Annotated in this window: 24 protein-coding genes and 2 pseudogenes; 11 read left to right on the top strand and 15 right to left on the bottom strand. The window is 71.1% G+C overall.

Going from position 1 to position 24,642, the window contains the following annotated elements:
- Window positions 1-469 precede the first annotated feature (469 nt).
- The 5 genes and pseudogenes from merA to MFF56_RS25325 all read right to left on the bottom strand — a co-directional run bounded on the left by merA (window position 470) and on the right by MFF56_RS25325 (window position 4,656).
- Complete coding sequence (gene merA, locus MFF56_RS25345) at window positions 470-1,909, bottom strand: mercury(II) reductase (RefSeq protein WP_066927588.1); 1,440 nt, start codon at window positions 1,907-1,909, stop codon at window positions 470-472.
- Between the two features lie 269 nt (window positions 1,910-2,178).
- Window positions 2,179-2,517: a cation transporter gene (locus tag MFF56_RS25340; protein ID WP_012752962.1), complete on the bottom strand. Its 339-nt coding sequence runs from the start codon at window positions 2,515-2,517 to the stop codon at window positions 2,179-2,181.
- 29 nt (window positions 2,518-2,546) lie between these two features.
- A complete protein-coding gene (locus MFF56_RS25335) occupies window positions 2,547-2,951 on the bottom strand; it encodes a mercuric transporter MerT family protein (protein ID WP_009865694.1) in 405 nt (134 codons plus the stop codon).
- Window positions 2,952-3,092: 141 nt separating this feature from the next.
- A pseudogene (hisI, locus tag MFF56_RS25330) lies at window positions 3,093-3,470 on the bottom strand (phosphoribosyl-AMP cyclohydrolase); the annotation flags it as partial.
- An 85-nt stretch (window positions 3,471-3,555) separates the two neighbouring features.
- Entirely contained in the window at window positions 3,556-4,656 is a 1,101-nt protein-coding gene (locus MFF56_RS25325) for a Vgb family protein (RefSeq protein ID WP_238231529.1), read from the bottom strand.
- A 48-nt stretch (window positions 4,657-4,704) separates the two neighbouring features.
- Between MFF56_RS25325 and MFF56_RS25320 the strand changes: the two genes are divergently transcribed.
- Both MFF56_RS25320 and MFF56_RS25315 read left to right on the top strand, forming a co-directional pair.
- Entirely contained in the window at window positions 4,705-5,139 is a 435-nt protein-coding gene (locus MFF56_RS25320; RefSeq protein ID WP_012752960.1) for a MerR family transcriptional regulator, read from the top strand.
- 732 nt (window positions 5,140-5,871) lie between these two features.
- Window positions 5,872-7,230: a dihydrolipoyl dehydrogenase family protein gene (locus MFF56_RS25315; RefSeq protein WP_012752959.1), complete on the top strand. Its 1,359-nt coding sequence runs from the start codon at window positions 5,872-5,874 to the stop codon at window positions 7,228-7,230.
- Between the two features lie 766 nt (window positions 7,231-7,996).
- Here the strand turns inward: MFF56_RS25315 and MFF56_RS25310 are convergent.
- From MFF56_RS25310 to MFF56_RS25265, 10 genes are all read right to left on the bottom strand, one after another.
- Window positions 7,997-9,208, bottom strand: coding sequence for an MFS transporter (locus tag MFF56_RS25310; RefSeq protein WP_012752957.1), 1,212 nt, complete (start codon window positions 9,206-9,208; stop codon window positions 7,997-7,999).
- Complete coding sequence (locus MFF56_RS25305; protein ID WP_012752956.1) at window positions 9,205-9,444, bottom strand: heavy-metal-associated domain-containing protein; 240 nt, start codon at window positions 9,442-9,444, stop codon at window positions 9,205-9,207. Before MFF56_RS25305 ends, MFF56_RS25310 begins: the two co-directional genes overlap by 4 nt.
- Window positions 9,445-9,458: 14 nt before the next feature.
- Entirely contained in the window at window positions 9,459-10,139 is a 681-nt protein-coding gene (locus tag MFF56_RS25300) for a cytochrome c biogenesis CcdA family protein (protein ID WP_009866213.1), read from the bottom strand.
- Complete coding sequence (locus MFF56_RS25295) at window positions 10,136-10,480, bottom strand: heavy-metal-associated domain-containing protein (protein ID WP_012752955.1); 345 nt, start codon at window positions 10,478-10,480, stop codon at window positions 10,136-10,138. The genes MFF56_RS25300 and MFF56_RS25295 overlap by 4 nt, the downstream gene beginning before the upstream one ends.
- Window positions 10,477-12,939 (bottom strand): heavy metal translocating P-type ATPase, encoded by a 2,463-nt coding sequence (locus tag MFF56_RS25290; protein WP_012752954.1) that lies wholly within the window; start codon window positions 12,937-12,939, stop codon window positions 10,477-10,479. The genes MFF56_RS25295 and MFF56_RS25290 overlap by 4 nt, the downstream gene beginning before the upstream one ends.
- Before the next feature lie 33 nt (window positions 12,940-12,972).
- Window positions 12,973-13,194, bottom strand: coding sequence for a heavy-metal-associated domain-containing protein (locus tag MFF56_RS25285; RefSeq protein WP_043766175.1), 222 nt, complete (start codon window positions 13,192-13,194; stop codon window positions 12,973-12,975).
- Window positions 13,191-13,643: a MerR family DNA-binding protein gene (locus MFF56_RS25280; protein WP_009866299.1), complete on the bottom strand. Its 453-nt coding sequence runs from the start codon at window positions 13,641-13,643 to the stop codon at window positions 13,191-13,193. Before MFF56_RS25280 ends, MFF56_RS25285 begins: the two co-directional genes overlap by 4 nt.
- A gap of 195 nt (window positions 13,644-13,838) precedes the next feature.
- Complete coding sequence (locus tag MFF56_RS32420; protein ID WP_238231528.1) at window positions 13,839-14,348, bottom strand: type II restriction enzyme NmeDI-related protein; 510 nt, start codon at window positions 14,346-14,348, stop codon at window positions 13,839-13,841.
- A 100-nt stretch (window positions 14,349-14,448) separates the two neighbouring features.
- Entirely contained in the window at window positions 14,449-14,691 is a 243-nt protein-coding gene (locus MFF56_RS32415) for a hypothetical protein (protein ID WP_009866593.1), read from the bottom strand.
- Window positions 14,692-15,213: 522 nt separating this feature from the next.
- Window positions 15,214-15,444 carry a DUF1289 domain-containing protein gene (locus tag MFF56_RS25265; protein WP_012752952.1) on the bottom strand — a complete coding sequence of 77 codons (231 nt, stop codon included), beginning with the start codon at window positions 15,442-15,444 and terminating at the stop codon, window positions 15,214-15,216.
- A gap of 44 nt (window positions 15,445-15,488) precedes the next feature.
- Between MFF56_RS25265 and MFF56_RS25260 the strand changes: the two genes are divergently transcribed.
- From MFF56_RS25260 to MFF56_RS25215, 9 genes and pseudogenes are all read left to right on the top strand, one after another.
- Complete coding sequence (locus tag MFF56_RS25260) at window positions 15,489-15,767, top strand: metal/formaldehyde-sensitive transcriptional repressor (RefSeq protein ID WP_009866592.1); 279 nt, start codon at window positions 15,489-15,491, stop codon at window positions 15,765-15,767.
- 14 nt (window positions 15,768-15,781) lie between these two features.
- Window positions 15,782-16,900 carry a nickel/cobalt efflux transporter gene (locus tag MFF56_RS25255; RefSeq protein WP_066927594.1) on the top strand — a complete coding sequence of 373 codons (1,119 nt, stop codon included), beginning with the start codon at window positions 15,782-15,784 and terminating at the stop codon, window positions 16,898-16,900.
- Between the two features lie 212 nt (window positions 16,901-17,112).
- Window positions 17,113-17,316 (top strand): hypothetical protein, encoded by a 204-nt coding sequence (locus MFF56_RS25250; protein WP_009865907.1) that lies wholly within the window; start codon window positions 17,113-17,115, stop codon window positions 17,314-17,316.
- 528 nt (window positions 17,317-17,844) lie between these two features.
- Window positions 17,845-18,321: a hypothetical protein gene (locus MFF56_RS25240; protein ID WP_012752950.1), complete on the top strand. Its 477-nt coding sequence runs from the start codon at window positions 17,845-17,847 to the stop codon at window positions 18,319-18,321.
- An 88-nt stretch (window positions 18,322-18,409) separates the two neighbouring features.
- A pseudogene (locus tag MFF56_RS25235) lies at window positions 18,410-20,142 on the top strand (efflux RND transporter periplasmic adaptor subunit).
- Window positions 20,143-20,153: 11 nt separating this feature from the next.
- Window positions 20,154-23,303, top strand: a complete 3,150-nt coding sequence (locus MFF56_RS25230; RefSeq protein ID WP_012752947.1) for an efflux RND transporter permease subunit — start codon at window positions 20,154-20,156, stop codon at window positions 23,301-23,303.
- Between the two features lie 22 nt (window positions 23,304-23,325).
- Window positions 23,326-23,691, top strand: a complete 366-nt coding sequence (locus tag MFF56_RS25225) for a hypothetical protein (RefSeq protein ID WP_142583006.1) — start codon at window positions 23,326-23,328, stop codon at window positions 23,689-23,691.
- A gap of 25 nt (window positions 23,692-23,716) precedes the next feature.
- Complete coding sequence (gene copM / locus MFF56_RS25220) at window positions 23,717-24,115, top strand: CopM family metallochaperone (RefSeq protein WP_012752945.1); 399 nt, start codon at window positions 23,717-23,719, stop codon at window positions 24,113-24,115.
- Window positions 24,116-24,294: 179 nt separating this feature from the next.
- Entirely contained in the window at window positions 24,295-24,627 is a 333-nt protein-coding gene (locus tag MFF56_RS25215; RefSeq protein WP_009865580.1) for a four-helix bundle copper-binding protein, read from the top strand.
- Window positions 24,628-24,642 lie beyond the last annotated feature (15 nt).

The following is a 24,642-nucleotide window of genomic DNA, read 5'->3' as shown; positions in this document are numbered from 1 at the left end:
CTCCTTGCGATGGCGGCATCGATGGCGCAGAGGGCATTGAGGGACTGCCCACCGAGCAAGGCCCGGTGGCCTGTCGCGACGCGTGAGAACGGGTACGCGTACCGGATGACCGCCGTCGCGGGCTCCAGGCCGATCAGGTCCCGCCGCCGCAAGCGTCCCAGGCGGGCTCGCGCATGATCCTCGGCGACGCCCACCGTGGCGGCGATGGCGCCAGGGTGGACGTCCCCGTGCCGCGTAGAGGCGGCGGACGGCGCGCCAGAGCCGATCCTCATCGGCCTCCAGCGGACGCGCTTACGCCTCGATCAAGCTGGACCGCGCAGCCGTCGCCGGGCGAGCGCGGCCCGCGCGCCAGGCGAGACAGCGGCCGACCATTCCGGGCGGAGCACGCCCGGCCTGATCTCGACGGCAGAACGCTGCGGTCTCGCCTGCAGGTCGGAAGACATCCCCCTGCGGATCCTGGGCATCCCGGTTAACCGGCGCAGCAGGACAATTTCCTGACGTCCCTGTCGAAGGTCTGGGCCGCGAGCTTGAGACCCTCGACGGTGGTCAGGTATGGGAAGATCGTCTCCGCGAGCGCGTCGATGGTCAGCCCGCCGCGGATGGCCATCGCCGCCGTCTGGATGCTGTCCGCGCCCTCGGGGGCCAGGATATGCGCTCCCAACAGCTGCCGGGTCGCGCGATCCGCCACGAGCTTGATCAGCCCGCGCGTGTCGCGCGCCGCGAGCGCGCGGGGCACGTTGTCGAGCGTGAGCACCGAGGTGCGCACGTCGTACCCGGCCGCCCGGGCCTGCACCTCGGTGAGGCCGACGCTTCCGACCTGAGGGTCGGTGAACACCACGGCCGGCATCGCCCTGTTGTCGTAGCGCAGGCTGTCGCCGTTGAGGGCGTTCTTGGCGGCCAGTTTCGCGCCGTAGGCCGCCATGTAGACGAACTGGTCCTTCCCGGTGACGTCGCCGGCAGCGTAGATGCCCGGCTTCGAGGTGCGCATGCGGTCGTCGACCACGATGGCGCCCGTCGGCGTCTGGGCGACACCCGCGTCGGCGAGACCGAGGTCCTCGGTATTCGCGGTGCGCCCGGTCGCCGCCAGGATCCGCTTGGCCGTGACGGTCTCCCGGCGGCCGTCCCGCCAGAACGTAAGGCTCACGCCACCCTCCGTCCTGTCCACGGCCTCGTAGGACAGGCCGCCCAGAACGGCGATGCCTTCGCCGGCCAGATAGCCGGCGAGGGCCTCCCCGATCTCCGGCTCCGCCGCGGGCAGGAGCCGGCTGCGGCAGACGAGCGTCACGGCGACCCCGACCCGCGCGAAGGTCTGCGCAAGCTCCGCGCCGATGTAGCCGCCGCCGAGGACGATCATCGAGCGCGGAAGTTCGGTGAGGGCAAGCGCCGCGGTGCTGTCGAGGGGCGAGGCGTCGGCAAGGCCGGGAATGTTCGGCATGGCCGGGCGCGTGCCCGTGGCGATGAGGATGCGATTCGCCGCGAAATGCCGGCCCCCTGCCTCGACCCCGCCGGCGACGAGGCGCGCGCGACCCTCGTGGTAGGACACGTTGTTGTAGGCCGGCAGGAGGTCCGCGTACTTCGCCTGGCGCAGGCCCTGCACCAGGGCGTCCTTCTGGGCGACCTGGGCGCGCCAGTCGGTCACCCGAGCCTGGGCCTGGATGCCCGCGAACCGGCCGCCCGCGGTGTTGGCATGGTGCACGGTCTCCGCGGCCCGGATCAGGGCCTTCGAGGGGACGCAGCCCACGTTCACGCAGCTGCCGCCCAACGTGCCGTGCCCGATGAGGGCGACCTGTGCGCCCTGCTCGGCGGCCGTGATCGCGGCCGAGAACCCGGCCGAACCGGCGCCGACGACGACGAGGTCGTAGGGGCCGCTGCCGTTGTTCCCGCGCGGGGTGCTGCAGCAATCGCTCATGATCTCAGCTTCCGTGTGTGTTCGTCCGCGCCGCGGCACTCGGATGCCGCCGGACGCGTGGAGGTGTTGAACCGATCGGGCTTGATCCCGGCTGAGCTGCCCAGGACGAGGATTGGCGGGACCGGGACACCGTCGGCCCCGGTGGCCCCGGCCGCGAGACCGCCCGATCCTGGGACGGCCACCGGGATGGGCGTCGCGCGCCAGGGCGCGGCCGGGCAGGCGCCGGCTCGAAGGAGATGGCGGTCGCCAGAATGATGTCCCGGGCCTCGTCAGCGCGCCTGAGCGGGGCTGCCGGTGATGTCGGCGGCCGCGTTCCTCACCTCCTTCACGGAGGACGGGTACCCGGCGTTGGTGGCCGCCCCGGACAGGGCCTCGGCCGTGACCTTGTCGTCGTCGAAGGTCACGGTGGCCGTGGCCGTGCCGCCACGTTCGACGACCGTGACCTGGGTCACCCCGTCGAGGCGCGACAACGTCTTCTTGACGATGGGCGCGCAGGTGACGCAGCTCACGTTCTGGACGTCGAGAATGGCCGTGCGCGGGGCGGCGAAGGCGCCACCGGCCGGCGCCAGGACCGATCCGGCGATGAGGGCGCGAAGCAAGATCTTCATAGTGATCTCCTGGGTAAGGACGGTGAGGGTCAGACGAACAGGGGGGCGGTGTAGGGGAAGGTCACGGCCGCCAGGACGAGTGCGGCGGCAATCCACAGCCCGATCCTGGCGAGACGGCCCGAGCCGGGCCGCGCGCACGCGCCGGCATCCGCGCAGGCCGCCGGCCGGCGGTAGGCCCGCCAGAACCCGAAGCCAAGGAACGCCACCGCCGCGGCGATGAAGACGGGCTGGTAGCGCGCGAGCGCGGTCAGGTTGCCGATCCAGGCCCCGCTGACGCCGAGGCTGAAGAGTGCGAGGGGCAGGATGCAGCAGGAGGAGGCTCCGAGCGCGGCGAGGATGCCGCCGACGGCAGCGATCCTCTGCCCGTCCCCTTCGGCCTCGCTGCGCGGTGCGACCGTGCTCTCGCATGGAGCCGTGCCAACCAACTTGTCCATGTGGGATCCTTTCGATGTCCGGATTGTGCAACCTGTAGCGACTACAGGTGCAAGCGCTGATTTGGGCCGTTCACGTGTTCCTCGCTCCGGCCTCGGGACGGCTCTGCGGGCTGCCCCGGTGGGATCGGGTCCAGGATGAGGGATCGGCCCGTCCGGCCCGGTCACCACGCGACGGTAGAAGCAGCTGGAGCGGCCGGTGTGACAGGACCCTGCTCGACCGGCCAGGCGAACCCTCAGCCAGATCGCGTCCTGGCCGCAGTCCACCCGGATCTCCTGGACGTGTTGGACCTGCCCGCTCGTCGCGCCCCTGTGCCAGAGGCGCTGCCGGGACCGGCTCCAGAACCACGCCTCACCGGTCTCGATGCTCCTGTGGAGCGCGGCGGCCTTCATCCAGGCCAGCATCAGGACGGCGCCGGAGCCCGCGTCGGTGGCAACGGCCGGAAGCAGCCCGGCGCCGCCGAAGCGTGGCAATAGCGCGGCGCATTCCTCGCGGGCGATGGTCTCGCCAGAGTGGAACATGCGTCGCCCTCGGTCTTGCCCGTGCCGGGTCGCCGCCGGCGGACCTGCGGCCCCGTCCACGACCCGGCGAAGACCCGAGAGTCGCTCACCGGTTGCCGCCCTCGGGCCGGTGACGCCCGATCCCGTTCGAGCGGGCGAGGGCGAACCAGACGGCGCCGTCCGGATCGACTGCGATCCCGTTCGGTGCCTTGAGGCCGCCCAGACCGATCTCGCTGAGCCGTCCGCCCGGGGACAGACGGCTGAGCCGTCCGCCACAATGCTGCGTCACCCACAGCGCGTCGCTGCTGGCCGCGATGCCGCAGGGAGACCTCGTGCCCGTACAACGGGCAGGGTGGCCGTCCTCGGAAACGGAACCAGGCGCGCACGATGCGAGCGTAAACTCGGTCACGCTGCCGTCTGTCGTGATCCGACCGATGGCATCCGCCGCAGCCTCGGTGAACCACAGGGCGCCGTCCGGACCGGAAACGATATTTTGCGGGGCGCTATCTGGGGTCGGCAGCGGGAACTCCGCAACCTGGCCGGCCGGTGTGATCCGGCCGACCGTGTTGCTGTTGAAGCCCGTGAACCAGAGATTGCCGTCGGGCCCGAGCGTGATGCCGTAAGGCGTCAGGGTCTTGGCGAGGCTGAACTCGCTCATCCTCCCCTCGGCCGTGATGCGGCCGATCCGGTTCGTGCCCGACAGCGTGAACCACAGGGCACCGTCGGGCCCCGTCGTGAGGCCGAACGGGTAGCTCTCGGGCGTCGGGACCGGATATTCCGTGATCACGCCCGCAGGCGTGATGCGCCCGATCTTGTTGCCGCGGTTCTGCGTGAACCACAGGGCGCCGTCCGGACCGGCCACGATCGCCTGTGGGCGGCTGTCTTGGGTCGGGATGGGGTATTCGGTCAGTTCGCCGTCGGGAGCGAGCCGCCCGATCCTGTTGCCCTGCTTCTCCGTGAACCAGATGGTGCCACCGGGTCCGACGGCCACGCTTTCCGGGTAGCTGTCGGGGATCGGGAGCGCGAAGAGCCCCACGTCGCCGGCGTGCGCCGGGCCGGTCAGGGCCAGGACGACCGGAAGGCTCCCGAGGCGCAGCGGCCGGAGGCGGAAGCGCGAGATTTCGTCGATCACACTCCGGGCATGCCTGCGCAAGGCCTGGGGGACGCGGGCAATCAAGGAGAATTTCAACACGGCTTTCCCTCCCACCTTGGAGGGGCTAGCATCTGTAGCGACTACAGGTTCAAGGAGATTTGCATGGGCATCGTTCCTGCGTCGCGCGGACGCGCTGCCCTGACCATCGGGGCGCTTTCTGAGGGAACCGGCGTCAACATCGAGACGATCCGGTATTACGAGAAGGTCAAGCTCCTGCCGGCACCGCCCCGGACGGCCGGGAACCAGCGGATCTACGATCGAGCTCACCGGCAGAGGTTGACCTTCATCCGCCGGGCCCGCGAGCTCGGGTTCAGCGTCGAGGACATCCGGGCGCTGCTGACGCTCGTCGACCGCCACGCGGTCACCTGCGGGGAAGTCCAGGGCGTCGCCGACCGCCAACTGATCGCGGTGCGGGCGAAGATCGCCGACCTCCGGCGGATGGAGCGCGTCCTGAAGGACATGACCGCGGCCTGTATCGGCGGCCTCGTACCCGACTGTCCGATCATGGAGACGCTGTTCCAGGACGAGGACTCGTGACGCCTGCATCCGCCGGCCGTATGCTTCGGGCACGCGGCCGGCGGCTTCCCGCCGCCTCAGGTGGCCGACGGCCTGCTCCACACGTGACCGCCAGCAGCGAGCGCGCTCAAACCGGCACCCTCCGAGGCCGGCCGATAGGTTCGCGGGCAGACGCCGCCGAGCCTGTTCGACAATCCAGACCGAACTTCGCATTCACCTCTGGCCGATACGGAACCGAAGAAACTTCCGGCCCGGCGGAAACCTGAAGCTGCTCCAGGTTTGTTGACCATCGTGCGTGCGGCCATCGGCCCATCTTCTGTCGCCGGTCGGGTCAGACGCGGGCTCGTCCGAGGCACCAAGCCGAGCCGGGGCCCGCTTGCGCCTGTCTGGCTGCCGACCTGTTCGGGGAGGTTCCATGCTGTCCGCTCGCGGCCCTTCGCGTGAGGTGGGCAATATCCCGGAACCGGCGCGAGCGCGGGAGTCGCCACCTTCCTCGCCTTCGCCGCGCTTGCCCTCGTCCGCTGTGGCTTGCCCATCCATCCATCTTCCGTCCGACGTGCCACTGGCCTCCGTGGCTCCGTACGAACCGGCGGCCGCAGGTGCCCTTGCAGCGCTCGGGCGGGTCGGCTTCGGCTGACACCTCCGACGGTGCTGCGCCACCTGCGCGCGCAATGCGGGCCGTCCCGGCAGGGCTCGCGACCGAAGAGGAGCTGCCGGTGAGCAGGACATCCCTCGCAAGTCTGGGTGAACGAGATGGCTGGAAGCTACGACTTGATCATCATCGGCAGTGGCACGGCGGCCATGGTCGCGAGCAATCGGGCCTCGGCCGCCGGCCGTAAGGTCGCAGTGACCGACTTCCGGCCCTTCGGCGGCACCTGCGCCCTGCGCGGATGCGACCCCAAGAAGATGCTGGTGACCGGCGCCCAGGTGATGGACGACATCCGCCGCATGCGCACCCGCGGGGTGGTCGCGCCCGAGGCTCGGATGTCCTGGCCGGAGCTCATGGCGTTCAAGCGCACCTTCACGGCCCCGATCCCGGAGAAGCAGGCGAGGAACTACGCCGGGAAGGGCATCGACGCCTTTCACGGCCAAGCCCGCTTCGTGGGTCGGAACGCGGTCGCGATCGCGGGCGAGGGCGTTTGCGAGGCGCGGCACATCCTGATCGCGGCCGGAGCCCGCCCAGCGCCGCTCCCCTTTCCCGGCGCCGAGCACCTCGTCACCAACGAGGAGTTCCTGGAGCTTGAGGAGCTCCCGCCTCGTATCATCCTGGTCGGGGGTGGCTACATCGCGGCCGAGTTCTCGCACATCGCGGCCCGGGCGGGCGCGAGCGTCGCGATCCTGCAGCGTGGCGAGCGCCTCCTGACCCAGTTCGACCCCGAGCTCGTCGGTTGGCTCATGGAGAGCTTCCACGAGGCGGGGATCGACGTGCGGACGCGGCGCGCCGTCGTGCGGGTCGAGAAGGCGGGGCACGGGTACACGGTCCTGACGCGGTCCGAGACCGGCGCCGAGGAGGCGATGGAGGCCGACCTCGTGGTCCACGCCGCGGGCCGAATCCCGGATCTGGAGCCGCTGCAGCTCGATGCCGCCGGCGTCGCGCGGGACGAGCGCGGGCATCTCAGGCTCAACGCGTTCCTGCAGAGCCCATCGAACCCTGCCGTCTACGCCGCAGGCGACGCCGCCCGGACGGGGCCGCCCCTCACGCCGGTATCGAGCCACGACGCCAAGGTTGCCGTGCGGAACATGATCGAGGGCAATCAGTACCGGCCTGACTATCGCGGCGTCCCGAGCGTCGCCTTCACTATCCCCCCGATCGCGAGCGTCGGGCTGAGCGAGGCAGAGGCGCGGCAGAGGAACTTGAGGTTCCGCCTGCGGAGCCAGAGGGTGTCCGGCTGGTACACGGCCCGGCGCGTCGCCGAGCCCACCTACGGCTTCAAGGTTCTGGTCGACGAGGACACCGACCGCGTGCTCGGTGCGCACTTGGTCGGCCCCCACGTCGATGAGGTCATCAACATCTTCGGCCTGGCGATCCGGCATGGTCTCACGGCCGAAGACCTGAAAACGACGATGTTCGCCTACCCAACCGGAGCATCCGACATCGGATACATGCTCTGAACGGCTGCGTTCTCGACGAGCAGGTGAAGGCAGGCGGCCTCGGAGAGCGGGGGCGTGGCTTGCACCCGGCTGCGCCGTCGCAGCCGGACGGAGTCCCGCGGCGCCGCCTTCGTGACAGGCACGTCCACGTCGCTGATCGTCGACGAGGCCGCGACACCCGCCCCTGGGGCTTCGCCTCGCCCGGCCGAGAGTCCCCGACGCTCGCGCAGGTCCGCGGCTTGGCAAACCAGCGCGTGTACGGCGCAGCGGCAGCGAGGATGGCGGAGCCGCTCCAGCGCTTCCAGGGGCTCTGCACCGGGGCCCTCCTGCACGGTACGCTCCTGCTCCGCTTGCGCAGCGGGACTCGGTGCACCCGAGCGGCCCGCCGGCGCCGGTTGGGCCGTCCGCGGTCACCTCAAACTGGGCTGGTGGGCCGTCCCGGCCTTAAGAGGTGTCGAATGCGGGGCACGGCTCCGCTCCGACGCGTTCCGCCTCAGAGACCCTGCCGCCCCGGGACGAGAACGGACCGTCGAGGCTCAATGCGGCTGCCTCGATCGACTTCCATACGTCGGGGAAGCGCGTCCCGTGCCCTGCTCGTCCGCGAAGCCAAGGCATGCCTCGGCCACGCAGGCCGATGCCGACGACGGGTCGGCCGCGCCGGCGAGGGCCTCCAGGGCGCGCATGAGGTGCTCGGCCGCGTCGCGATGTCCCTCGCGGCGCGCCTGCCGGAATGCGGAGAGGATGACGGTGTCGAGGGTATCCTCCTCGAATTCGGGTGTTGGCGTGCTCAGGGGCGTCCTCCTTCGACGGACGGCGTCTCGGGCCTGAAGAGACGCACGGCAGTTGCGGCCAGCGCCAGTTCCGCCGCCGCGAACAGCGCGAGCGTCGTCCCGAACCCGAAGCGGAGCAATCCGCCGAAGAGCAGGCTTCCCAGCCCGAACCCGGTGAACAGCAGGCAGACGTTGAGCCCCATGGCCTGCCCCGGACGTTGGCCCCCGAGCGCGGTGACGACGCCGGCGAGCAGCGGCTGGGTCATGTCGTAGCCGAGCGACAGGACCGTTACCGCCGCCGCAGCCAGGAGAAGCGGCGCGTCGAGGGTCAGAGCTGCCGCCGCGAAGGCCCCCAGGAGCAGCCCGACCGGGAGCAGGCGGCCGCGCCCTCGCCGGTCCGCGATGCGGCCGATGACAGGCCCCAGGAGGAAGCCCGGGATGCCGTAGCCGAGGAGCGCAAGGCCGACCCCGACGGGACCGAGCCCGTATCGCTGCTCGAAGTACAGGCCGAGCCAGGTGAACACGCCGGAGTGGAACATCGAGTTGAGCAGGACGAAGCTATAGGTGCGGCGTCCGCGTGGGATGAGCAGGAGGTCGCGATAGCCGCGGAACAGGTCGGGCAGCCGTGTCCCGATCGCCGTGGCGCCCGGGATGATCCCCCGTGACGGCGCAAGGACGAGCAGGAGCGCGCCCCCGGCGGCGCCGACGGTCAGGAAGAGGCCGCGCCATCCGGCGACCGGTTCGAGCAGGGCGCCGAAGGTCGACCCGAAAGCCATGCCGCCGGCCATGGCGCCGAACAGCCATCCCAAGGGGCGCCCGCGTCGTTCGTAGGGGAAGAGCCGGCCCACGAGAACGAGGCCGAGGGGGACGACCCCGCTCGCCCCCAGGCCGGTCAGGAAGCGCCACGTGGCGAGTTGCCCGACCGAGCTCGCCGTGGCTGTCAGGGCCGTCAGCGCAGCGAAGGCGGCCAGGGAACCCGCCATGACGCGCCAGACGCCGAGGCGGTCCGCCAGCAGCCCGTAGACCAGCGTCGCCGCGCCGTACGGAATCAAATAGGCCGGAACGATGAGCCCGACACGCTCGGGCAAGACGCCGAACCCCTGCGCCAACTGCGGCAGGACCGGCGCGACCATGAACGCCTGAAAGAAGATCACGAACGCCGCTGCCGCGAGCACGCGGAGGAGGCGCTCGCGGTCAGCCTCCGCGGGTTCCGCCGTTCCGGGGATCATGCCTGTACCTCGGCGCCGTCGAACCCGCCATTGGCGAGCGCCGACCGGATCTCCGCGGGTCCGACGCGGGACGGCTCGAAGCGAACGGCGACGTGCTTACGCCAGGCGCTGGCCCTCGCCTGCCGGACACCCGGAATGGCCATCAGCAGGTCACGGACCGTCTCGGCGCAGCCGTCGCATAACATGGTTGGCACGGAGAGGGTGACCTCCGTCAGAAAGGCGGTTTCGTCGCTCATGAGGTCTCCGGGGTTCAGAGCAGGTCCGCGTAGACCCGCGCGTAGTAGGCGCTGACCAGTAGGAGGGCGGCGCCGCTGAGGAGCTGCAGGGCTCGGCCCCAGACGCCGAGGCGGGCCAGGCGGGTGACCGCGCTCCCGGCCGCACCGGCGGCGAGGAAGGGCAGGCCCCGACCGAGGCCGAAGGCGAGGGCGAGGACGACGCCGCGCCCGTCCCGACCCTCCGCGGCCGCCACCGTGAGCAGCAGCAACAGCGGCGCGGCCGAGGTGCCGACGCTGAACACCACGCCGTAGGCGAAGGCGCCGAGCAGGCCGGGGTGGCGCCAGGCCGTCAGCGCTCGGGTGCGCAGGCGCGGCCACCAGAAGGCGAGCAGCGCCGCCGCGAGCGAGACGCCGGCCATGAGCAGGGCCCAGCTCCGGCCGAACGCCTCCGTCGCGAGCGCGCCGAGATGTCCCACCGCGGAGCCGAGGGCGGCGAGGCTCAGGACGATTCCGGCGAAGAAGGACCCGGCCACCTGCAGGCCGGCGCGGCGGGACCCCGCCTCCGAGGCCCCGGCGACGCTGGCCAAGCCGAGCCCGACCGGCAGGGTGCAGGGGCAGACCGCGCTGGCCAGGACCCCGGCAAGGAACGCGATCCAGAGGGCGGCCGGCCCGCCGGCGCCGGTCGCCAGGGGCCGGACGAGATGTTCGAGCGTCACGGCGCCACCACGGGAGGACCGGGGGTGTAGCCGAGGCCCGCGACGGCCGTCCGCACGCGACCGAGCAGGAGGGGTCGGCCGGCGGCGTAGGTGACGCGGAGCGTGCGGCCGACGAAATCGATCTCCGCGTCGGTCACCCCGTCCACCTTCCGGACCGCACGCTTGATCGAGGCGGCGCAGGAGAGGCAGACCATGCCTTCCACCGGGAGGGTCGCGACCTTCAGATCGGAGCCGCGGCGTGACGTGGCCGGCGTGTCCTCTTGGGCCCGAACAGGCCCCACCGGTCCCAGGAGGAGAGCTGCCAGTGCGGCCGCCCCGCTCGAAGAAATCAGGAACCTCATCGCCGACCTCCTTCGATGGCGAGCCCGTTCGTCCCGGGCAGGCTGCCGACGCTCGTGATCGCCCCCAGGAACAGTCCGGGCTGGCCCCAGAGGGAATTGAGGAAGATCGCGGTGACGCTCACCGCCATGGCGACCATGGCCCAGATCGGGTTGATGAGGCCGGTCGCGGCGATCGGGATGCCGAGGCCGTTGAAGGCGAAGGCGAGCCAGACGTTCTGGAGCATCTTGGCGTAGCTGCGCCGGCTGATGCGGCGGGCGAGCGGCAGCGCGGCCAGGCGGTTCGACAGGATGATGATGTCGGCGGCCTCGATGGCGATGTCGGTGCCCCCGCCCATGGCGATGCCGACATCGGCCTGCATCAGGGCGGGCGCGTCGTTGATGCCGTCGCCGACCATCGCGACCTTGGCCGTCGCCTGGAGGCGCCGCACGGTCTCCGCCTTGCCGTCGGGCATCACCCCCGCGTGGACCTCGTCGATGCCCGCCTCGGCGGCAATCCGGCGGGCGGCCCGCTCGTTGTCACCGGTGAGCAGGACCGTCCTCACGCCCTCAGCCCGCAAGGCCGCGACCGCCTGCGCCGCGTCGGACCGCAGGCTGTCGTCGAGCGCGAGCAGACCCAGCAGGCGATGGTCCCGGCTGACCACGATGACGGTGCGCCCGGCCCCCTCCAGGGTCAGGATGCGCGCTGAAGCGGGCGCGAGATCGATGCCGTGGCCGGCGAGGAAGGCCGGGCTGCCGACCAGGACGTTGCCCGCCTCGGTCTGGGCGACGATGCCCTTGCCCGGGACGGCCTCGAACGAGGTCACGTCCGGGGGCACGGCGCCGCGAGCGAACGCGGCCTTGACCACCGCCTGCGCGAGCGGGTGCTCGGACGAGGCCTCGGCCGCGGCGGCAACGGCGACGAGATCGGCCTCGCTCCCGGAGAACGCCTCGACCTCGCGGACCGCGGGCCGGCCCTCGGTGAGGGTCCCGGTCTTATCGAAGACGACGGTGTCAACGAGGCGATAGCCCTGGAAGGCCTCGCCGGTCCGCATCAGGATGCCGTGCTCGGCGGCTTCGCCGGACCCCCGCACGATGGAGAGCGGTGCCGAGATCCCGACGGCGCAGGGATAGCCCATGACCAGGACGCTCAAGCCCGCGAACACGGCCCGCTCGATGTCGGGTTCGCCGCCCGCCAACCACGAACCGGCGAGCCAGCCGACGAAGGCCAGCGCGGCCACCGCGAGCACGGTCGGGGTGTAGACCTGCAGGACGCGGTCGACGAGGTGGAGCAGGCCAGGCTTGAGGGCGCGGGCGTCCTCGACCTCGCGCACCACCTTCTGCAGGAAGCTGCCGGCCCCCACCGCGGTTACCCGCACCAGCAGGGTGCCGGTGCCGTTGATCGAGCCGCCGATGACGGCGTCGCCCTCCGCGCGCTCGACCGGGATCGGCTCGCCGGTGACGAGGGCCTGGTCGACGGCGGAGCGGCCGCCCGCGACCGTGCCGTCGACGGGCACGCGCTCCCCGGGGCGGATGCGGACGAGGTCGCCGACTGCGACCGCGTCCAGCGGCACATCCCGCTCCTGGCCGTCCCGGACCACGCGGGCGGTCTCCGGCTGGAGGTCGAGGAGCCGCTTCACGGCCTGGGAGCTGCGCGTCTTGACGATGAGGGACAGCCACTCGGAGAAGATGTGGTAGGTCGCGACCATGACCGAGACGGCGAAGAACGGGGCCGTCGGGTAGTCCGGCCGGTCGAGAACCAGCCCGATGACGCCGCCGAGCATGCCCGCGAAGGCGCCGATTTCCAGCAGCACGTGCTGGTTCAGGATGCCGCGGCGGAGGGCCTGGACGGCCATGTGCAGGATGTGGCGCCCAACCCCGAAGACGAGCACGACCGCGAGCGCGGCGACGAGCCAGGGAGCGGAGGCCGTTAGGTAGCCCTGGAGGTTCAGGTAGAGCAGGCCGAGTGCCAGGACTGCGAGACCGGTGGTGCTGGCGGCCGCGGCGAGGAGGCTGGTCTTCCGCAGGACGAGGAAGACCATCGCGCCGAGGCTGAGGCAGACCAGGGCGGGTAGGAAGCCGATCCAGCCGAGGGTGGGATCCGCGATGATGGGAATGGAGGCGACGCTCAGGGCGACCGCCACGACGAAGCGGCGGCTCTCGCGCACGAGATCGCGCTCCTCCTCCTCGTAGGGCCGGACCTTGCGCGGGTCGGAGATGGTGTAGCCGATGTCGCGCAGGATCCCCAGCAGCGCCGCCGGCCGCGCGACCGCCGGGTCGTACTCGACGAGGGCCTGCTCGTGGGTCAGGCTGACCGCCACCTTGTCGACGCCGGGCTGGCTGCCCAGAGCCTTCTCGATGGTTCCGGTGCAGAGCGAGCAGTGCAGGCCGCCGATCCGGGCACGGATGCGCGCCCGGTCGGGCCGGCTCGCCGGCTCCTCGCTCCACAGGGAAAAGTCGGTGTCGAGGGTTGCTGCGGCCATCGGTCCGTCTCCAGGAATGTCCAGCCGGCCGGATCAGGCCGAAGTACGGGCCACGACCTGGAAGCCGCGCTTCTCGATCAGCTCGACGAGGCGGTCCTCGCTGGTGGTCGCCGGGTCGTAGAGGGCGCGGACGCGTCCCTCGTCGAAGGAGACGTCGATGCCGCGGACGCCGGGATGAGCCTCCAACAGAGAGCCGACCGAGGCGGAGCAGGCGGCGCACCGCCAGCCTTCGACCTTCAGGGTGACCGTCCTCATGGCGTCTTCCTCTTTCTCGGCGCGCCGCATCGGCACGCCGCCGGTGCCGGCGGTGCCTCGTCGAGGGCTTCCAGGATGGTGCAGCCACCCAGCCCGCCGTGGCCCGGGCACGAGGCGACCACGGCCTCCAGGGCGGCGCGGACGCGCAGGAGTTCGGCGATCCTCGCGTCCACCTCGGCGATCTTGTGCCGGGCCCGGGCCCGCACGTCGCCGCAGTCGGCCTGCGGGTCGGCGCGCAGGGCGAGGAGCTCCTGCGCCTCCTTGAGGGAGAACCCGATCCTCTGGGCCTGCCGGATGAAGCGGATGCGGGCGATCACCTCGGGCGGGTAGGTCCGATAGCCGGCCCCCTTGGCCGGCTGCGCGATCAAGCCCTGGCGCTCGTAGAACCGGATGGTCTCGACGCCGACGCCGGCCTCCCGCGCCGCCTTCCCGATGGTCGGATCCCGCATGTGCTGCCCCGGCATCACCAACGCCCCGTGAGCCTAAGGTCCGTACCGTAGTACGGGGTCAAGGGCGTTTTACGAGGGAAGTCTTTGGGCTCTCGCTCCCGGTTATCCTCCGTGGTTTCCGGAAGGGGCGGCCCATGGGCTCGGTCTGCCGCCGGGCGGCGGCCCGAGATGCCTCAGGGATAGGCTCGCACCGCGTCATCGTGCGATGCGGACGGGGCGGGCAATGGCCTCGCGGGTCCCGCGCAATTCGCTGGAGGGCAGGTAACGCGGGTCGAGGTCGCCCACGCGCGAGAACGCCGGCCCGGCGAACTGGGCGCGCACGTCGTCCCCGCGGTTGTCCCGAGCCACCCGGAAGAAGTTGCGCGCGGTCCCGCCCTCGACGCCGAGGGCGAGGTCGAGCATGCGCACGATGCCGGAATAGATGCTCGTGGTGCGCGCGACCTCGAAGGCCGCCGCGACGTCGCCGCCCGCCTTGCCCAGCCAGAGCACGTCGATGAGTTGCACCGTCTCGGCCGAGCCGCTCGCGGTCAGGCGTTCGGGCAGGCGGTTGAGGCAGCCGCCCGACAGGCGGCCGGGGCCGTAGGGACGGCCGGCGTCGTTCGAGGCGATCCAGACGTCGAAGCCGAGGGCCAGGCCGAGGTCCCGCAGCCAGCCCTGGATCTCGGTGTGGGTGTGGTCCGCCTTGCTCGCGGCCTGCGCCCGCACCCGGTCGAGGTCCGCCCGCCGGCGGGCCAGGGCCGCGGCCCCCGTCGCGCTCGGGCAGCGGCCGGACCCGACGTCGAACAGGAAGCCGGCGACGCCCCCGTCATCGTTCGAGAGGAGCGTCCGGTGGCTGGCGTTGAGGGCGACGATCCCCCGGGCCCATGGCGAGGGACTCGTCCCACTTGCCGAGTGTCGCGTTGGCCCCGGTCAGCGCGTTGTAGCCCTTCACGATGGCCGTGTTGAACGGGCTCACCCAGGTCGGGTGCAGGAAGTAGAGCAGGTTCGCCGCCGCCGGGCCGAGGCTCGTGATCCCCGCCTGGTCGAGCGCTTGGATGGCCGCGAGCACCTGCGCCTCGGCGGTGCCGCGCAGGCAGGCGTCGAGGAAGCGCCCGAAGGCGACCTGGTTGGCGCCGTCCTCGTGGATGTCCGGGATGCGCAGCTTCGGCTTCCAGAGGAAGGCGTGGTCGGCGCCGTGGAAGACCTGGCGCTGCTCTGCGATCGCGTGGGCCCCCGTCTCCAGTCACGAGCCGCGGTAGGCGTTGCCGAAGGTGTCGGCCCGGATCTCCTCGACCACGGCCTGGAGGCGGCGTCGGATCGCGCGGAAGTTCTCGATGCGCTCCTCCCACAGGGACCAGGTCCGGTGGGAGCCGCCCGGGTCGTCGCGCCAGGCCCGGATGCGGTTCCCGATCCAGGCCGCGTCAGGCAGGGAGGGTTCGGTCGGTCCCGGTCTCGTCCATCACCTGCATCGGCGCGGCATACCCGTCCTTCGCATCCGGATGGGAGCGTACCATCCCGCCTTCGGGAACGCTGTCATCGGCAAGGCTCACGCGGGCAGTGTGGTCGGTCGCGTCGAAGGCGGCGCGCTCGGTCAGGGCGCGGCCCCCTCCCCGCTGGCCTGCCGGACTCGGCGCGGCAATTCGCGCGCGAGCGCCGTGCGCCGACAGGGCGTCATCTTACGCCATGCCCTGATCTCCGAACTGGTCCGGCCGCAGCCGACGCACCAGCCCGACCGGCCATCGAACCGGCAGACGCCGGTGCAGGGATCCTTCTCCGTCACGGCACGCCCTCCCTCGCCCGCAACGGGCTTCTCGCTCGACATACATAGGGTAGCCCCCTATATTACGAAGCGAAGGGAGCCGACCCATGTCCCACACCGTCAAGGACAAGACCAAGCTTCTGGCGCGCGTGCGCCGGATCAAGGGGCAGGCCGAGGCCGTCGAGCGCGCCCTGGAGGCGGAGATCGGCTGCACCGACGTGCTGATGCTGGTCGCCTCGATGCGGGGCGCCATCAACGGGCTGACCGCCGAGCTGATGGAGGACCACATCCGCCATCACGTCGTCGACCCCGCTCGCGAGCCCGACCCGGAGCGTGCCAAGGGCGCGGCCGAGCTCATCGAGGTCGTCCGGACCTATCTGAAGTAGGAGGGCGACCCGTCATGGTCCCGTTTCCCGAATTGCTGCAGCAGGGGACCGCGCACGCCTGGCTGTTCGTGCCGAGCGCGATCCTGCTCGGCGCCCTGCACGGCCTGGAGCCCGGCCACTCCAAGACGATGATGGCCGCCTTCATCATCGCGGTCCGCGGCACCGTCCTGCAGGCGGTCCTGCTGGGCTTGGCGGCGACGCTCTCGCACACGGCGGTCGTCTGGGTGATCGCGCTCGGCGGCCAGTACCTGGGGCAGGCGTGGGGCGGCGAGGCGTCCGAGCCGTACTTCCAGCTCGCCTCGGCCGTCCTCATCGTCGGCATCGCGCTCTGGATGGCGTGGCGCACCTGGCGCGAGCAGCACCACGACCACCACCACGACGCCGAGGGCCACGGCATCATGGCCCGCGATGGCGTCTTCCAGCTGGAGGTCATCGAGGACGGCGTGCCGCCGCGCTGGCGCCTGAGCCGGGTCAAGGGCGTGCTGCCCCCGGCCCAGCGCGTCACCCTTGAGACGGTCCGACCCGACGGTGCCCGCCAGGCATTCTCGTTCGCGAGTGGGGGCGACTTCCTGGAGAGCATGGAGGAGATCCCGGAGCCGCATGCCTTCAGGGCACGGCTGCACCTCGATGGGTCCGCCGGGGCGGAGATCCACGAGGTCGCGTTCGAGGAGCACGGCCACGCACACGACCACCTGAACCTGGGCGACGAGGACGACGCACACGCCCGGGCGCACGCCGAGGCCATCCGGCGACGGTTCGGGGGCCGCACCGTGACCACCGGTCAGATCGTGCTGTTCGGCCTGACGGGCGGCCTGATCCCGTGCCCGGCCGCCATCACGGTGCTGCTGCTCTGCATCCAGCTCAAGCAGTTCAGCCTCGGCTTAGCGCTCGTCGTGTGCTTCAGCATCGGGCTGGCGCTCACGATGGTGTCGGCCGGAATCCTGGCCGCGCTCAGCGTGAGGCACGTGGCGAACCGCTGGTCGGGCTTCGACGCCTTCGCCCGGCGGGCCCCCTACGCCTCCGCGGCTCTGATCGTCCTGGTCGGCCTCTACACGGGCTGGCTCGGCTGGGAGGGCATCCGGCACGGCCACCAGGAGCCTGCGACGACGATTGCCGTGTGGGCGCCGGCCTGACGGGCGCCGCGGCCCTTGACCTTCCCACCAGGGGAAGCCCCATCTGCGTAGGACGCCACCGACGGGAGGGCGTCATGGTCCGCTACAGGGTCGAGAAAATGGGCTGCGGCGGCTGCGCCCGGACCGTCATACACGTCGTGACCGATATCCGATTTTGACGAAACCGTTCGATTCGATTCACAATCGGTCGATTGCGATTCTGGCGAAACACCATGGCAAATCCCGACCGCACCTACTTGGTTTACGCAACGAACACGGACGGCCACGAGGTTTGCGCAGGCGAATACGCGGCCAAGTGCGCAGATCATGCGATCAACCTGGCCAAGGCAGCCGGGTACGGCGGCACCATGGTCGCGCAGCCCTCGCCGGGTCAGCTCGTTCGCGACCATTACCGGAAGGACAAGGGGCGCGGCTGAGACTATCGCTGGACCGGTTCGGCCCCGACCTGGCCAGGCGGCGCGACCGCGCTCATGCGACGCCTCAGCGAACTCGGTGGAAAGCCCGGCTTGCGCGGCTTTCTTCGGGTGGCGCGTCTTTTCGAGGGAAAGCCATCAATTGTGGTTTTCACCTCCTGTCCCGGAAAAGCCTGTTGACCTTCCCACTATGGGAAGCCCCATCTGAGCGGGACGCCACCGAGGGGAGAGCGTCATGGCCCGATACAGGGTCTCGGAACCGGGTTGCGGCTGCGACCAGGCCGTCACGCGCCGTCCTCGGCGTCGAGTCCGGGGCTCGGGTCAATGCCGACCTGCGGGCCAAACGCGTGACGGGTTCGGGCGCCGGCGGCCTCGCCGACCGCATCGCCCAGGCCATCACGGCCGCCGGCTACCCGGCCGAGCCGTTGCCCGCGGCACCTTGAAACGCCGCCGCGGCAACCAAACCTGCACGCCGGCATTCACGTCCCTGACGACATAGTCCCGCCACTGGAAACGGTGTAAGCAGCCCTCATGAGCCCCGACCGGCAAATCGTGCGCCTGATGGCGGCGATGATCCTCGCGATCATCGCCTACGTCGCGCCGTCCGCCGTCCAGGCCCACGAGGGCCACGCGCACCATGGCCGCCACCAAGCCGCGGCGGCATATGTCCAGGCGGCGCCCTCCATCGCTGAGACCACGGTTTCCGCTGCCCCTTCGCGCGTCGTAAAGACGTCGGCGAGGCCCCGGACCGCTGTCGATCTTCAGGCGCCGGCCGTCGAGCCGGTGGCCTCGCTGCGAGCGAATGACGCCGGCGGTAGGTGCTGTCCGGCCGGCTGCAGGGGCTCCTGCTGCGGGACCATGGTCTGTTGCGCGTCGGGCATCATGTCCGGCACGGGGGCCCTGTCACTTCCCGTGGTCCGCACTGCCAAGCTGATCCCGCACGACGTCGCTGGCCGCCCGGGCGTCGGCCCCGAGGCCCTGCCCAAGCCGCCACGAACCCTCGCGTGACGTGAGGCGCGCCTGAGGCGCGCAACGCCCGGACTGCGTCCGCCATCGCGGCGTGCATCCGGACTTCCCGACGCGAGGATACCCATTCATGTCGACCCGTCTTGCCGCCGCCCCCGGGGCGGTGGCGCTGCTTGCCGCCGTCCTGGCGGGGCCCGCGCTCGCCCACGAGGGCATGACCACGGCGCCGCGCCGCCGCCCGTCACCAAGACCATCGCGCCGCGCGGCGAGGCGCTGTCCGACGCCTTCGAGCTCGTCGCCATCCCGCGCGACGGCACCCTGACGCTGTTCCTCGACCGCTTCCGGACGAACGAGCCGGTGCCCGGCGCGACCATCGAGGTCGAGACGCCGGAGGGGGCCAAGATCGCCGCGGCCACGCCCGAGGGCGGCTACGCGCTGCCGGTGCCCTGGCTGGCGAAGCCCGGCCGGCACGAGCTCGTGGCGACCGTCACGGCCGGGGATGCGGTCGACGTGTTGACCGTGGCGGTCACCGTGCCCGATCCCGCCGCGCAGGCAGCCGCAGCGGCCGCCAAGCCGACGCCGACGCAAGCGGCCTTTGGACGCGCCTCCGAGTTCGCCCACGGCCTCCGGGAGCGCCTGACGGCCAAGGACCCGACGCTGGTGGCGGCGGTCGCCGTCGCGTTCCTGCTCGGCATGCTCGTCACCGCGGTCGTTCGCGGGCGCCGAGGCGCCCCCGCCCTGGCGCTGCTCGCCATCGGCATCACCCTCATCCTCGGCACCGCCGCCTTCGCGCACGGCGACGAGGACCACGGCGAGCCGATGCGGGGGGCCGCCCTGATCGAGGCGCGGGCCCCCGGCTCGGCTGACCTCGCCCAGCGCCTGCCCGACGGCTCCGTGTTCGTGCCCAAGCCCACGCAACGGCTCCTCGTCCTGCGAACGACCATGACCGAGCAGGGCAGCTTCCACCGCTCGGTCGAGCTGCCGGGCCGCATCATCCCGGACCCGAACGCCAGCGGCGTGGTGCAGTCCTCGGTCGGTGGCCGGCTCGCGCCACCGCCCTCCGGCCTCTTCCCACGCCTCGGCACCAAGGTGCGCAGGGGCGACGTGCTCGCGACCGTGACGCCGCCGGTCCAGGCCGTCGACGTCTCCGACATGCGCCAGCGGCAGGGCGAGCTCGACCAGCAGGTCGCCATCGTCGAGCGCCGGGTCGAGCGCTATAAAAAACTCGCCACCACCGGCGCCGTGGCCCAGACCCAGCTCGACGACGCGGTCGCGGAGCTGAACGGCCTGCACGACCGCCGCGCCGCCCTCGACAAGATCCGGCAGCAGCCCGAAACCTTGGTGGCGCCCGTCGACGGCGTGGTGGCGCAGGCCGCGGCCGTGGCCGGGCAGATGGCCGCGCCCGGCGCGATGGTGTTCCAGATCGTCGACCCGAACCGCCTCTGGGTCGAGGCCCTCAGCTTCGACGCGCTGACCGCGGCGCAGAACGCCACCGCCCGGCTCGCGGATGGCCGGACCCTCAAGCTCGCCTACCAGGGCACGGGGCTCGCCGACCGCAACCAGGCTATCCCGGTGCAGTTCGCGGTCCTCGGCGACGCCGCCGGCCTGCGCGTCGGGCAGTTCGTCACGGTGCTGGCCGGGACCGAGACCGAGCAGGCCGGCCTGGCGCTGCCGCGCTCGGCCGTGGTGCGCACCGGCAACGGGCAGGACGTCGTCTACGAGCACACCACCGCCGAGCGCTTCGAGGCGCGGCCCGTGCGGGTCGAGCCGCTCGACGGCGCCCGCCTGCTGGTGGCCGAGGGGATCGGACCCGGCAAGCGGGTGGTGACCCAGGGCGCCGAGCTCCTCGACCAGGTCCGCTGAGGAGGCCGGCCATGTTCACCGTCCTCGTCAGCCAGTCGGTCCGCAACCGCCTGCTCGTCCTCGCGCTCGCCGCGGTGCTGGTGCTGTACGGCGCCTTCACCGCCACCAAGCTGCCGGTCGACGTCTTCCCCGACCTCAACAAGCCCACCGTCACCGTCATGACCGAGGCGGAAGGGTACGCGCCTCAGGAGGTCGAGCAGCTCGTCACCTATCCCATCGAGACCCGGATGAACGGGTTGCCGGGTGTCACCCGCGTGCGCTCGGTCTCGGGGGTCGGGCTCTCGATCACCTACGTCGAGTTCGACTGGGGCACCGACATCTACCGCAATCGCCAGCAGGTTGCCGAGCGGCTGTCGCTGGTGCAGGACCAGCTGCCCCGCGGCGTGACCCCGGTCATGGGGCCGATCTCGTCCATCATGGGCCAGATCCTGCTGGTGGCGGTGACGGGCGAGACCGCGACCCCGATGCAGGTGCGCGAGGTCGCCGACTTCACCATCCGGCCCCGGCTGCTGACCATCCCGGGCGTGGCGCAGGTCATCCCCATCGGGGGCGAGGTGCGCCAGTTCCGGGTCAGCCCAAACCCGGCGGCGATGCGCGCGCTCGGGGTGACGAACGCCCAGCTGGAGACGGCGCTCGCGCAGTTCGGCACCAACGCCGGCGGCGGCTTCACCGACCAGAACGCCCGCGAGTACCTGATCCGGAACATCGGCCGGACCATGAGCCTCGACGACCTGCGCAACCTCGTGGTCGCCACGGTCGCCGACGCCCCGGTCTACCTGCGCCAACTCGCCGAGGTGTCCTTCGCCGCGAAGGTGAAGCGGGGCGATGCCGGCTACATGGCCAAGCCCGCGGTCATCGTCTCGGTCGAGAAGCAGCCCGACGTCGACACGGTGCGGCTGACCCGCAGCATCGAGACCGCCCTGAAGGAACTCAACCCGACCCTGCCCGGCGGCATCAAGGCCGACCAGGTCTTGTTCCGGCAGGCCGACTTCATCGAGACTTCGATCCGCAACGTCGAGCGCGTCCTCGTCGAGGCCGTGCTGGTGGTGGCCCTGGTGCTGTTCGCCTTCCTCTTGAACGTGCGCACCACCGCGATCTCGCTGCTGGCCATTCCGGTTTCGGTGCTGACGACCGCTCTGGTGTTCCACCTGTTCGGCCTGTCCATCAACACGATGACGCTCGGGGGGCTCGCCATCGCCATCGGCGAGCTCGTCGACGACGCGGTGGTCGACGTCGAGAACATCTACCGACGGCTCGGCGAGAATCGGAAGGCGGGCAACCCTAGGAGCACCTTCGAGGTGGTGGTCTCGGCCTCGAACGAGGTCCGCTCCGGCATCGTCTACGCGACGCTGATCATCATCCTGGTCTTCGTGCCGCTGTTCGCGCTCTCAGGCATCGAGGGCCGGCTCTTCGCGCCCCTGGGGCAGGCCTACATCATCTCCATCCTGGCGAGCCTGCTCACCTCCATCACCCTGACGCCCGTGCTGGCGTCCTGGCTGCTGCCGGGGCTCCGGAACCTGGAGGAGCACGACAGCCGCTTGCTGAAGCTGCTCAAGCGCGGCAACGCCGCCCTGCTGCGGGTGGCTTTCCGGCATAAGGGCCTGCTGGTCGGCACCGTCGCGGCCGCGGTGGCCGCCGCCGGCATCGCCGCCTGGAACTTGCCGCGCGCCTTCCTGCCGCCGTTCAACGAGGGCTCGTTCACGGTCAGCATGACCTTCAACCCGGGCATCTCGCTCGCCGAGAGCAACCGGGTCGGGCTGATCGCGGAAAAACTGCTCCTGGAGATTCCGGGCGTGAAGGCGGTCGGCCGCCGGACCGGCCGGGCCGAGCTCGACGAACACGCCGAGGGGGTGCATTCCTCCGAGATCGACGTCGCCCTGGACGATGGGCTGAAGCGTCCGAAGCAGGCGCTCGTCGCCGACATCCGCGGGCGCCTCGGTGCCCTGCCGGTGGCGGTCAACGTCGGCCAGCCGATCTCGCACCGGCTCGACCACATGCTCTCGGGCGTCCGCGCTGAGATCGCGCTCAAGGTGTTCGGCGACGACCTCGACGCCCTGCGCCGGGTGGCGAACGGCCTGAGGGACCGCCTCGCCAAGATCCCGGGGCTCGCCGACCTGCAGGTCGAGCGGCAGGTCCGCATCCCGCAGCTGGAGGTGCGCGTCGACTACACCCGGGCGGCCCTCTACGGGGTCCAGCCCGCCGCGGTCGTCGAGCAGATCAGCCGCCTCTCGAACGGGCGGGTGGTCTCGACGGTCGTCGACGGCGTGCGCCGCTTCGACGTGGTGCTGCGCCTGTCGGAGAACCGGCGGACGACGGCTGGCCTCGGTGACCTGCTGCTGGAGACGCCCTCGGGCTGGGTGCCGGCGCGCCAGGTCGCGGACATCCGCGAGACGGACGGGCCGAACCAGATCCTGCGCGAGAACGCCCGCCGCCGCATCGTGGTCCAGGCCAACACCACGGCCGAGAGCGACATGGCCACGATCGTGGCGGCGATCCGCGAGGCGGTGGCCCAGGAGCCGATGCCGCCCGGCTTCTTCACCAGCCTGGAGGGCACCTTCCAGGCGCAGGAGGAGGCGAGCCGGACCATCGCGGCGCTCTCCGGCCTGTCCTTGGCGCTGGTCTTCGCCATCCTCTACAGCCGCTACCGCTCGGCCGCGCTGGCGCTCATCATCATGGGCAACGTGCCGCTCGCCCTGATCGGCTCGGTGGCGGCCCTGTGGCTGGTCGGGCAGCCGCTCTCGGTCGCGTCGATGATCGGCTTCATCACGCTGACCGGCATCGCGGCCCGCAACGGCATCCTCAAGATCAGCCACTACCTGAACCTGTCGCTGCACGAGGGCGTGCCGTTCGGGCCCGAACTCGTCGTGCGCGGCAGTCTGGAACGGCTGACCCCGGTGCTGATGACGGCGCTCTCGGCCGGCGTGGCGCTGTTGCCGCTGCTCTACGACGCGGCGAGCCCGGGCAAGGAGATCCTGCACCCGGTCGCGGTGACGATCTTCGGCGGCCTGATCAGCGCGACGTTGCTCGACACCTTCCTGACCCCCGTCCTGTTCCTGCGCTTCGGCCGCAGGCCGCTTGAGCGGCTGCGTGCGCTGCACGCCGAGGCGCCGGCCTACCCATCCCCGGACGGCGCGCCCCCGCGGCCGGCCGAGGCCTACTGACCCCGCAACCGAGGAGTTCCCCATGATCCTTTCGAGAGTGACCCTGGCCGCCGGCCTGCTCGCCGCGACCGCCGCCTACGCCCACGAGACCACCGGCCAGCACGGCGGCCGGGTGGCGGACGCGGGCAAGTTCCACGTCGAGCTCGTCACCAAAGGCGAGACCGTCGACGTGTTCCTGTTGGACGAGGGCCAGAAGCCGGTCCCGACCTCCGGCTTCAAGGGCACGGCCATCCTCGTCGTCGGCGGCAAGCCGACCCGCGTCCCCCTGGAGCCCGCCGACGGCAACCGCCTGTCCGGCAGGGCCGCGGTCGCCCTCGGCGAAAGCCCCAAGGGGGCCGTGCAACTCACTGGTCCCGACGGCGCGACCGCCAGCGGCAAGTTCAACTGACCCCTCGCACCAGGAAGCCTCCTCGATGAAGACCCTGACCTCGACCCTCGCCGCCGGAGCCCTGGCCCTCGGCCTCTCGGGCATCGCCTTAGCGCACGAGGCCCACGACCATGCCAGCCATGGCGGTCACGACCACGCCGCCATGGCTGCCGCGGACAAAGCGGACACGCCGGCCACGAAGGCGTTCCGGGACGTCGATGCCGAGATGCACCGGAACATGGACATCCGCTACTCGAACGACGTCGACGTCGATTTCGTGCGCGGCATGATTCCCCACCACAAGGGCGCCGTCGGGATGGCCAAGGTCGCCCTCCAGCATTCCAAGGACCCCGAGATCCGGAAGCTGGCTGAGGAGATCATCAAGGCTCAGGACGTTGAGATCGCCCAGATGGAGGCCTTCCTCAGGAAGCGCGGCACCAACTGAGCGGTCGCGTCCGCGCGCAGGCGGCCCTCCCGAATACGTGATGCTTCAGAGTATTTATTTCAGAACGCATCTGTATCCCGTGAGTTCTATATTAGGGTAATGACGGTCTGACTTATCTGATACTGAGTCAGCATTCCAGTCGTGCCGCAAACCTTGCGATGGATAGACGGAGAACCTGAATGCACCAGATGTCGAGCGAGATGCAGTCCTGCATCGACGAGTGCCTACGCTGCTACCAGACCTGCCTCAGCATGGCCTCGAACCACTGCCTCCCGGCCGGCGGCAAGCACGTCGAGCCCGAACACTTCCGGCTGATGCTCGCCTGCGCCGAAATCTGCCGGACCTCGGCGCACTTCATGCTGTTGGGGACCGCACACCACAAGCATACCTGCGCCGAGTGCGCCGACGTCTGCGAGGACTGCGCCCGCAGCTGCGAGCAGGTCGGCGACATGCAGCAATGCGTCGAGCAGTGCCGCCGCTGCGCCGAGAGCTGCCGGAAGATGGCCGCCTGATGGATCCGGGGCGGC

The organism is Methylobacterium hispanicum, assembly GCF_022179285.1.
GTDB lineage: Bacteria > Pseudomonadota > Alphaproteobacteria > Rhizobiales > Beijerinckiaceae > Methylobacterium > Methylobacterium hispanicum.
The sequence above is the reverse complement of the archived record's forward strand: the minus strand, read 5'-3'. Positions and strand labels throughout refer to the sequence as shown.

Coding starts and splice junctions, on each gene's coding strand:
- merA (WP_066927588.1), bottom strand. CDS start 1,909: ATGAGCGATTGCTGCAGCACCCCGCGCGGGAACAACGGCAGCGGCCCC.
- MFF56_RS25340 (WP_012752962.1), bottom strand. CDS start 2,517: ATGAAGATCTTGCTTCGCGCCCTCATCGCCGGATCGGTCCTGGCGCCG.
- MFF56_RS25335 (WP_009865694.1), bottom strand. CDS start 2,951: ATGGACAAGTTGGTTGGCACGGCTCCATGCGAGAGCACGGTCGCACCG.
- MFF56_RS25320 (WP_012752960.1), top strand. CDS start 4,705: ATGGGCATCGTTCCTGCGTCGCGCGGACGCGCTGCCCTGACCATCGGG.
- MFF56_RS25315 (WP_012752959.1), top strand. CDS start 5,872: ATGGCTGGAAGCTACGACTTGATCATCATCGGCAGTGGCACGGCGGCC.
- MFF56_RS25310 (WP_012752957.1), bottom strand. CDS start 9,208: ATGATCCCCGGAACGGCGGAACCCGCGGAGGCTGACCGCGAGCGCCTC.
- MFF56_RS25305 (WP_012752956.1), bottom strand. CDS start 9,444: ATGAGCGACGAAACCGCCTTTCTGACGGAGGTCACCCTCTCCGTGCCA.
- MFF56_RS25295 (WP_012752955.1), bottom strand. CDS start 10,480: ATGAGGTTCCTGATTTCTTCGAGCGGGGCGGCCGCACTGGCAGCTCTC.
- MFF56_RS25290 (WP_012752954.1), bottom strand. CDS start 12,939: ATGGCCGCAGCAACCCTCGACACCGACTTTTCCCTGTGGAGCGAGGAG.
- MFF56_RS25285 (WP_043766175.1), bottom strand. CDS start 13,194: ATGAGGACGGTCACCCTGAAGGTCGAAGGCTGGCGGTGCGCCGCCTGC.
- MFF56_RS25280 (WP_009866299.1), bottom strand. CDS start 13,643: ATGCGGGATCCGACCATCGGGAAGGCGGCGCGGGAGGCCGGCGTCGGC.
- MFF56_RS25265 (WP_012752952.1), bottom strand. CDS start 15,444: ATGTCGAGCGAGAAGCCCGTTGCGGGCGAGGGAGGGCGTGCCGTGACG.
- MFF56_RS25260 (WP_009866592.1), top strand. CDS start 15,489: ATGTCCCACACCGTCAAGGACAAGACCAAGCTTCTGGCGCGCGTGCGC.
- MFF56_RS25255 (WP_066927594.1), top strand. CDS start 15,782: ATGGTCCCGTTTCCCGAATTGCTGCAGCAGGGGACCGCGCACGCCTGG.
- MFF56_RS25250 (WP_009865907.1), top strand. CDS start 17,113: ATGGCAAATCCCGACCGCACCTACTTGGTTTACGCAACGAACACGGAC.
- MFF56_RS25240 (WP_012752950.1), top strand. CDS start 17,845: ATGAGCCCCGACCGGCAAATCGTGCGCCTGATGGCGGCGATGATCCTC.
- MFF56_RS25230 (WP_012752947.1), top strand. CDS start 20,154: ATGTTCACCGTCCTCGTCAGCCAGTCGGTCCGCAACCGCCTGCTCGTC.
- MFF56_RS25225 (WP_142583006.1), top strand. CDS start 23,326: ATGATCCTTTCGAGAGTGACCCTGGCCGCCGGCCTGCTCGCCGCGACC.
- copM (WP_012752945.1), top strand. CDS start 23,717: ATGAAGACCCTGACCTCGACCCTCGCCGCCGGAGCCCTGGCCCTCGGC.
- MFF56_RS25215 (WP_009865580.1), top strand. CDS start 24,295: ATGCACCAGATGTCGAGCGAGATGCAGTCCTGCATCGACGAGTGCCTA.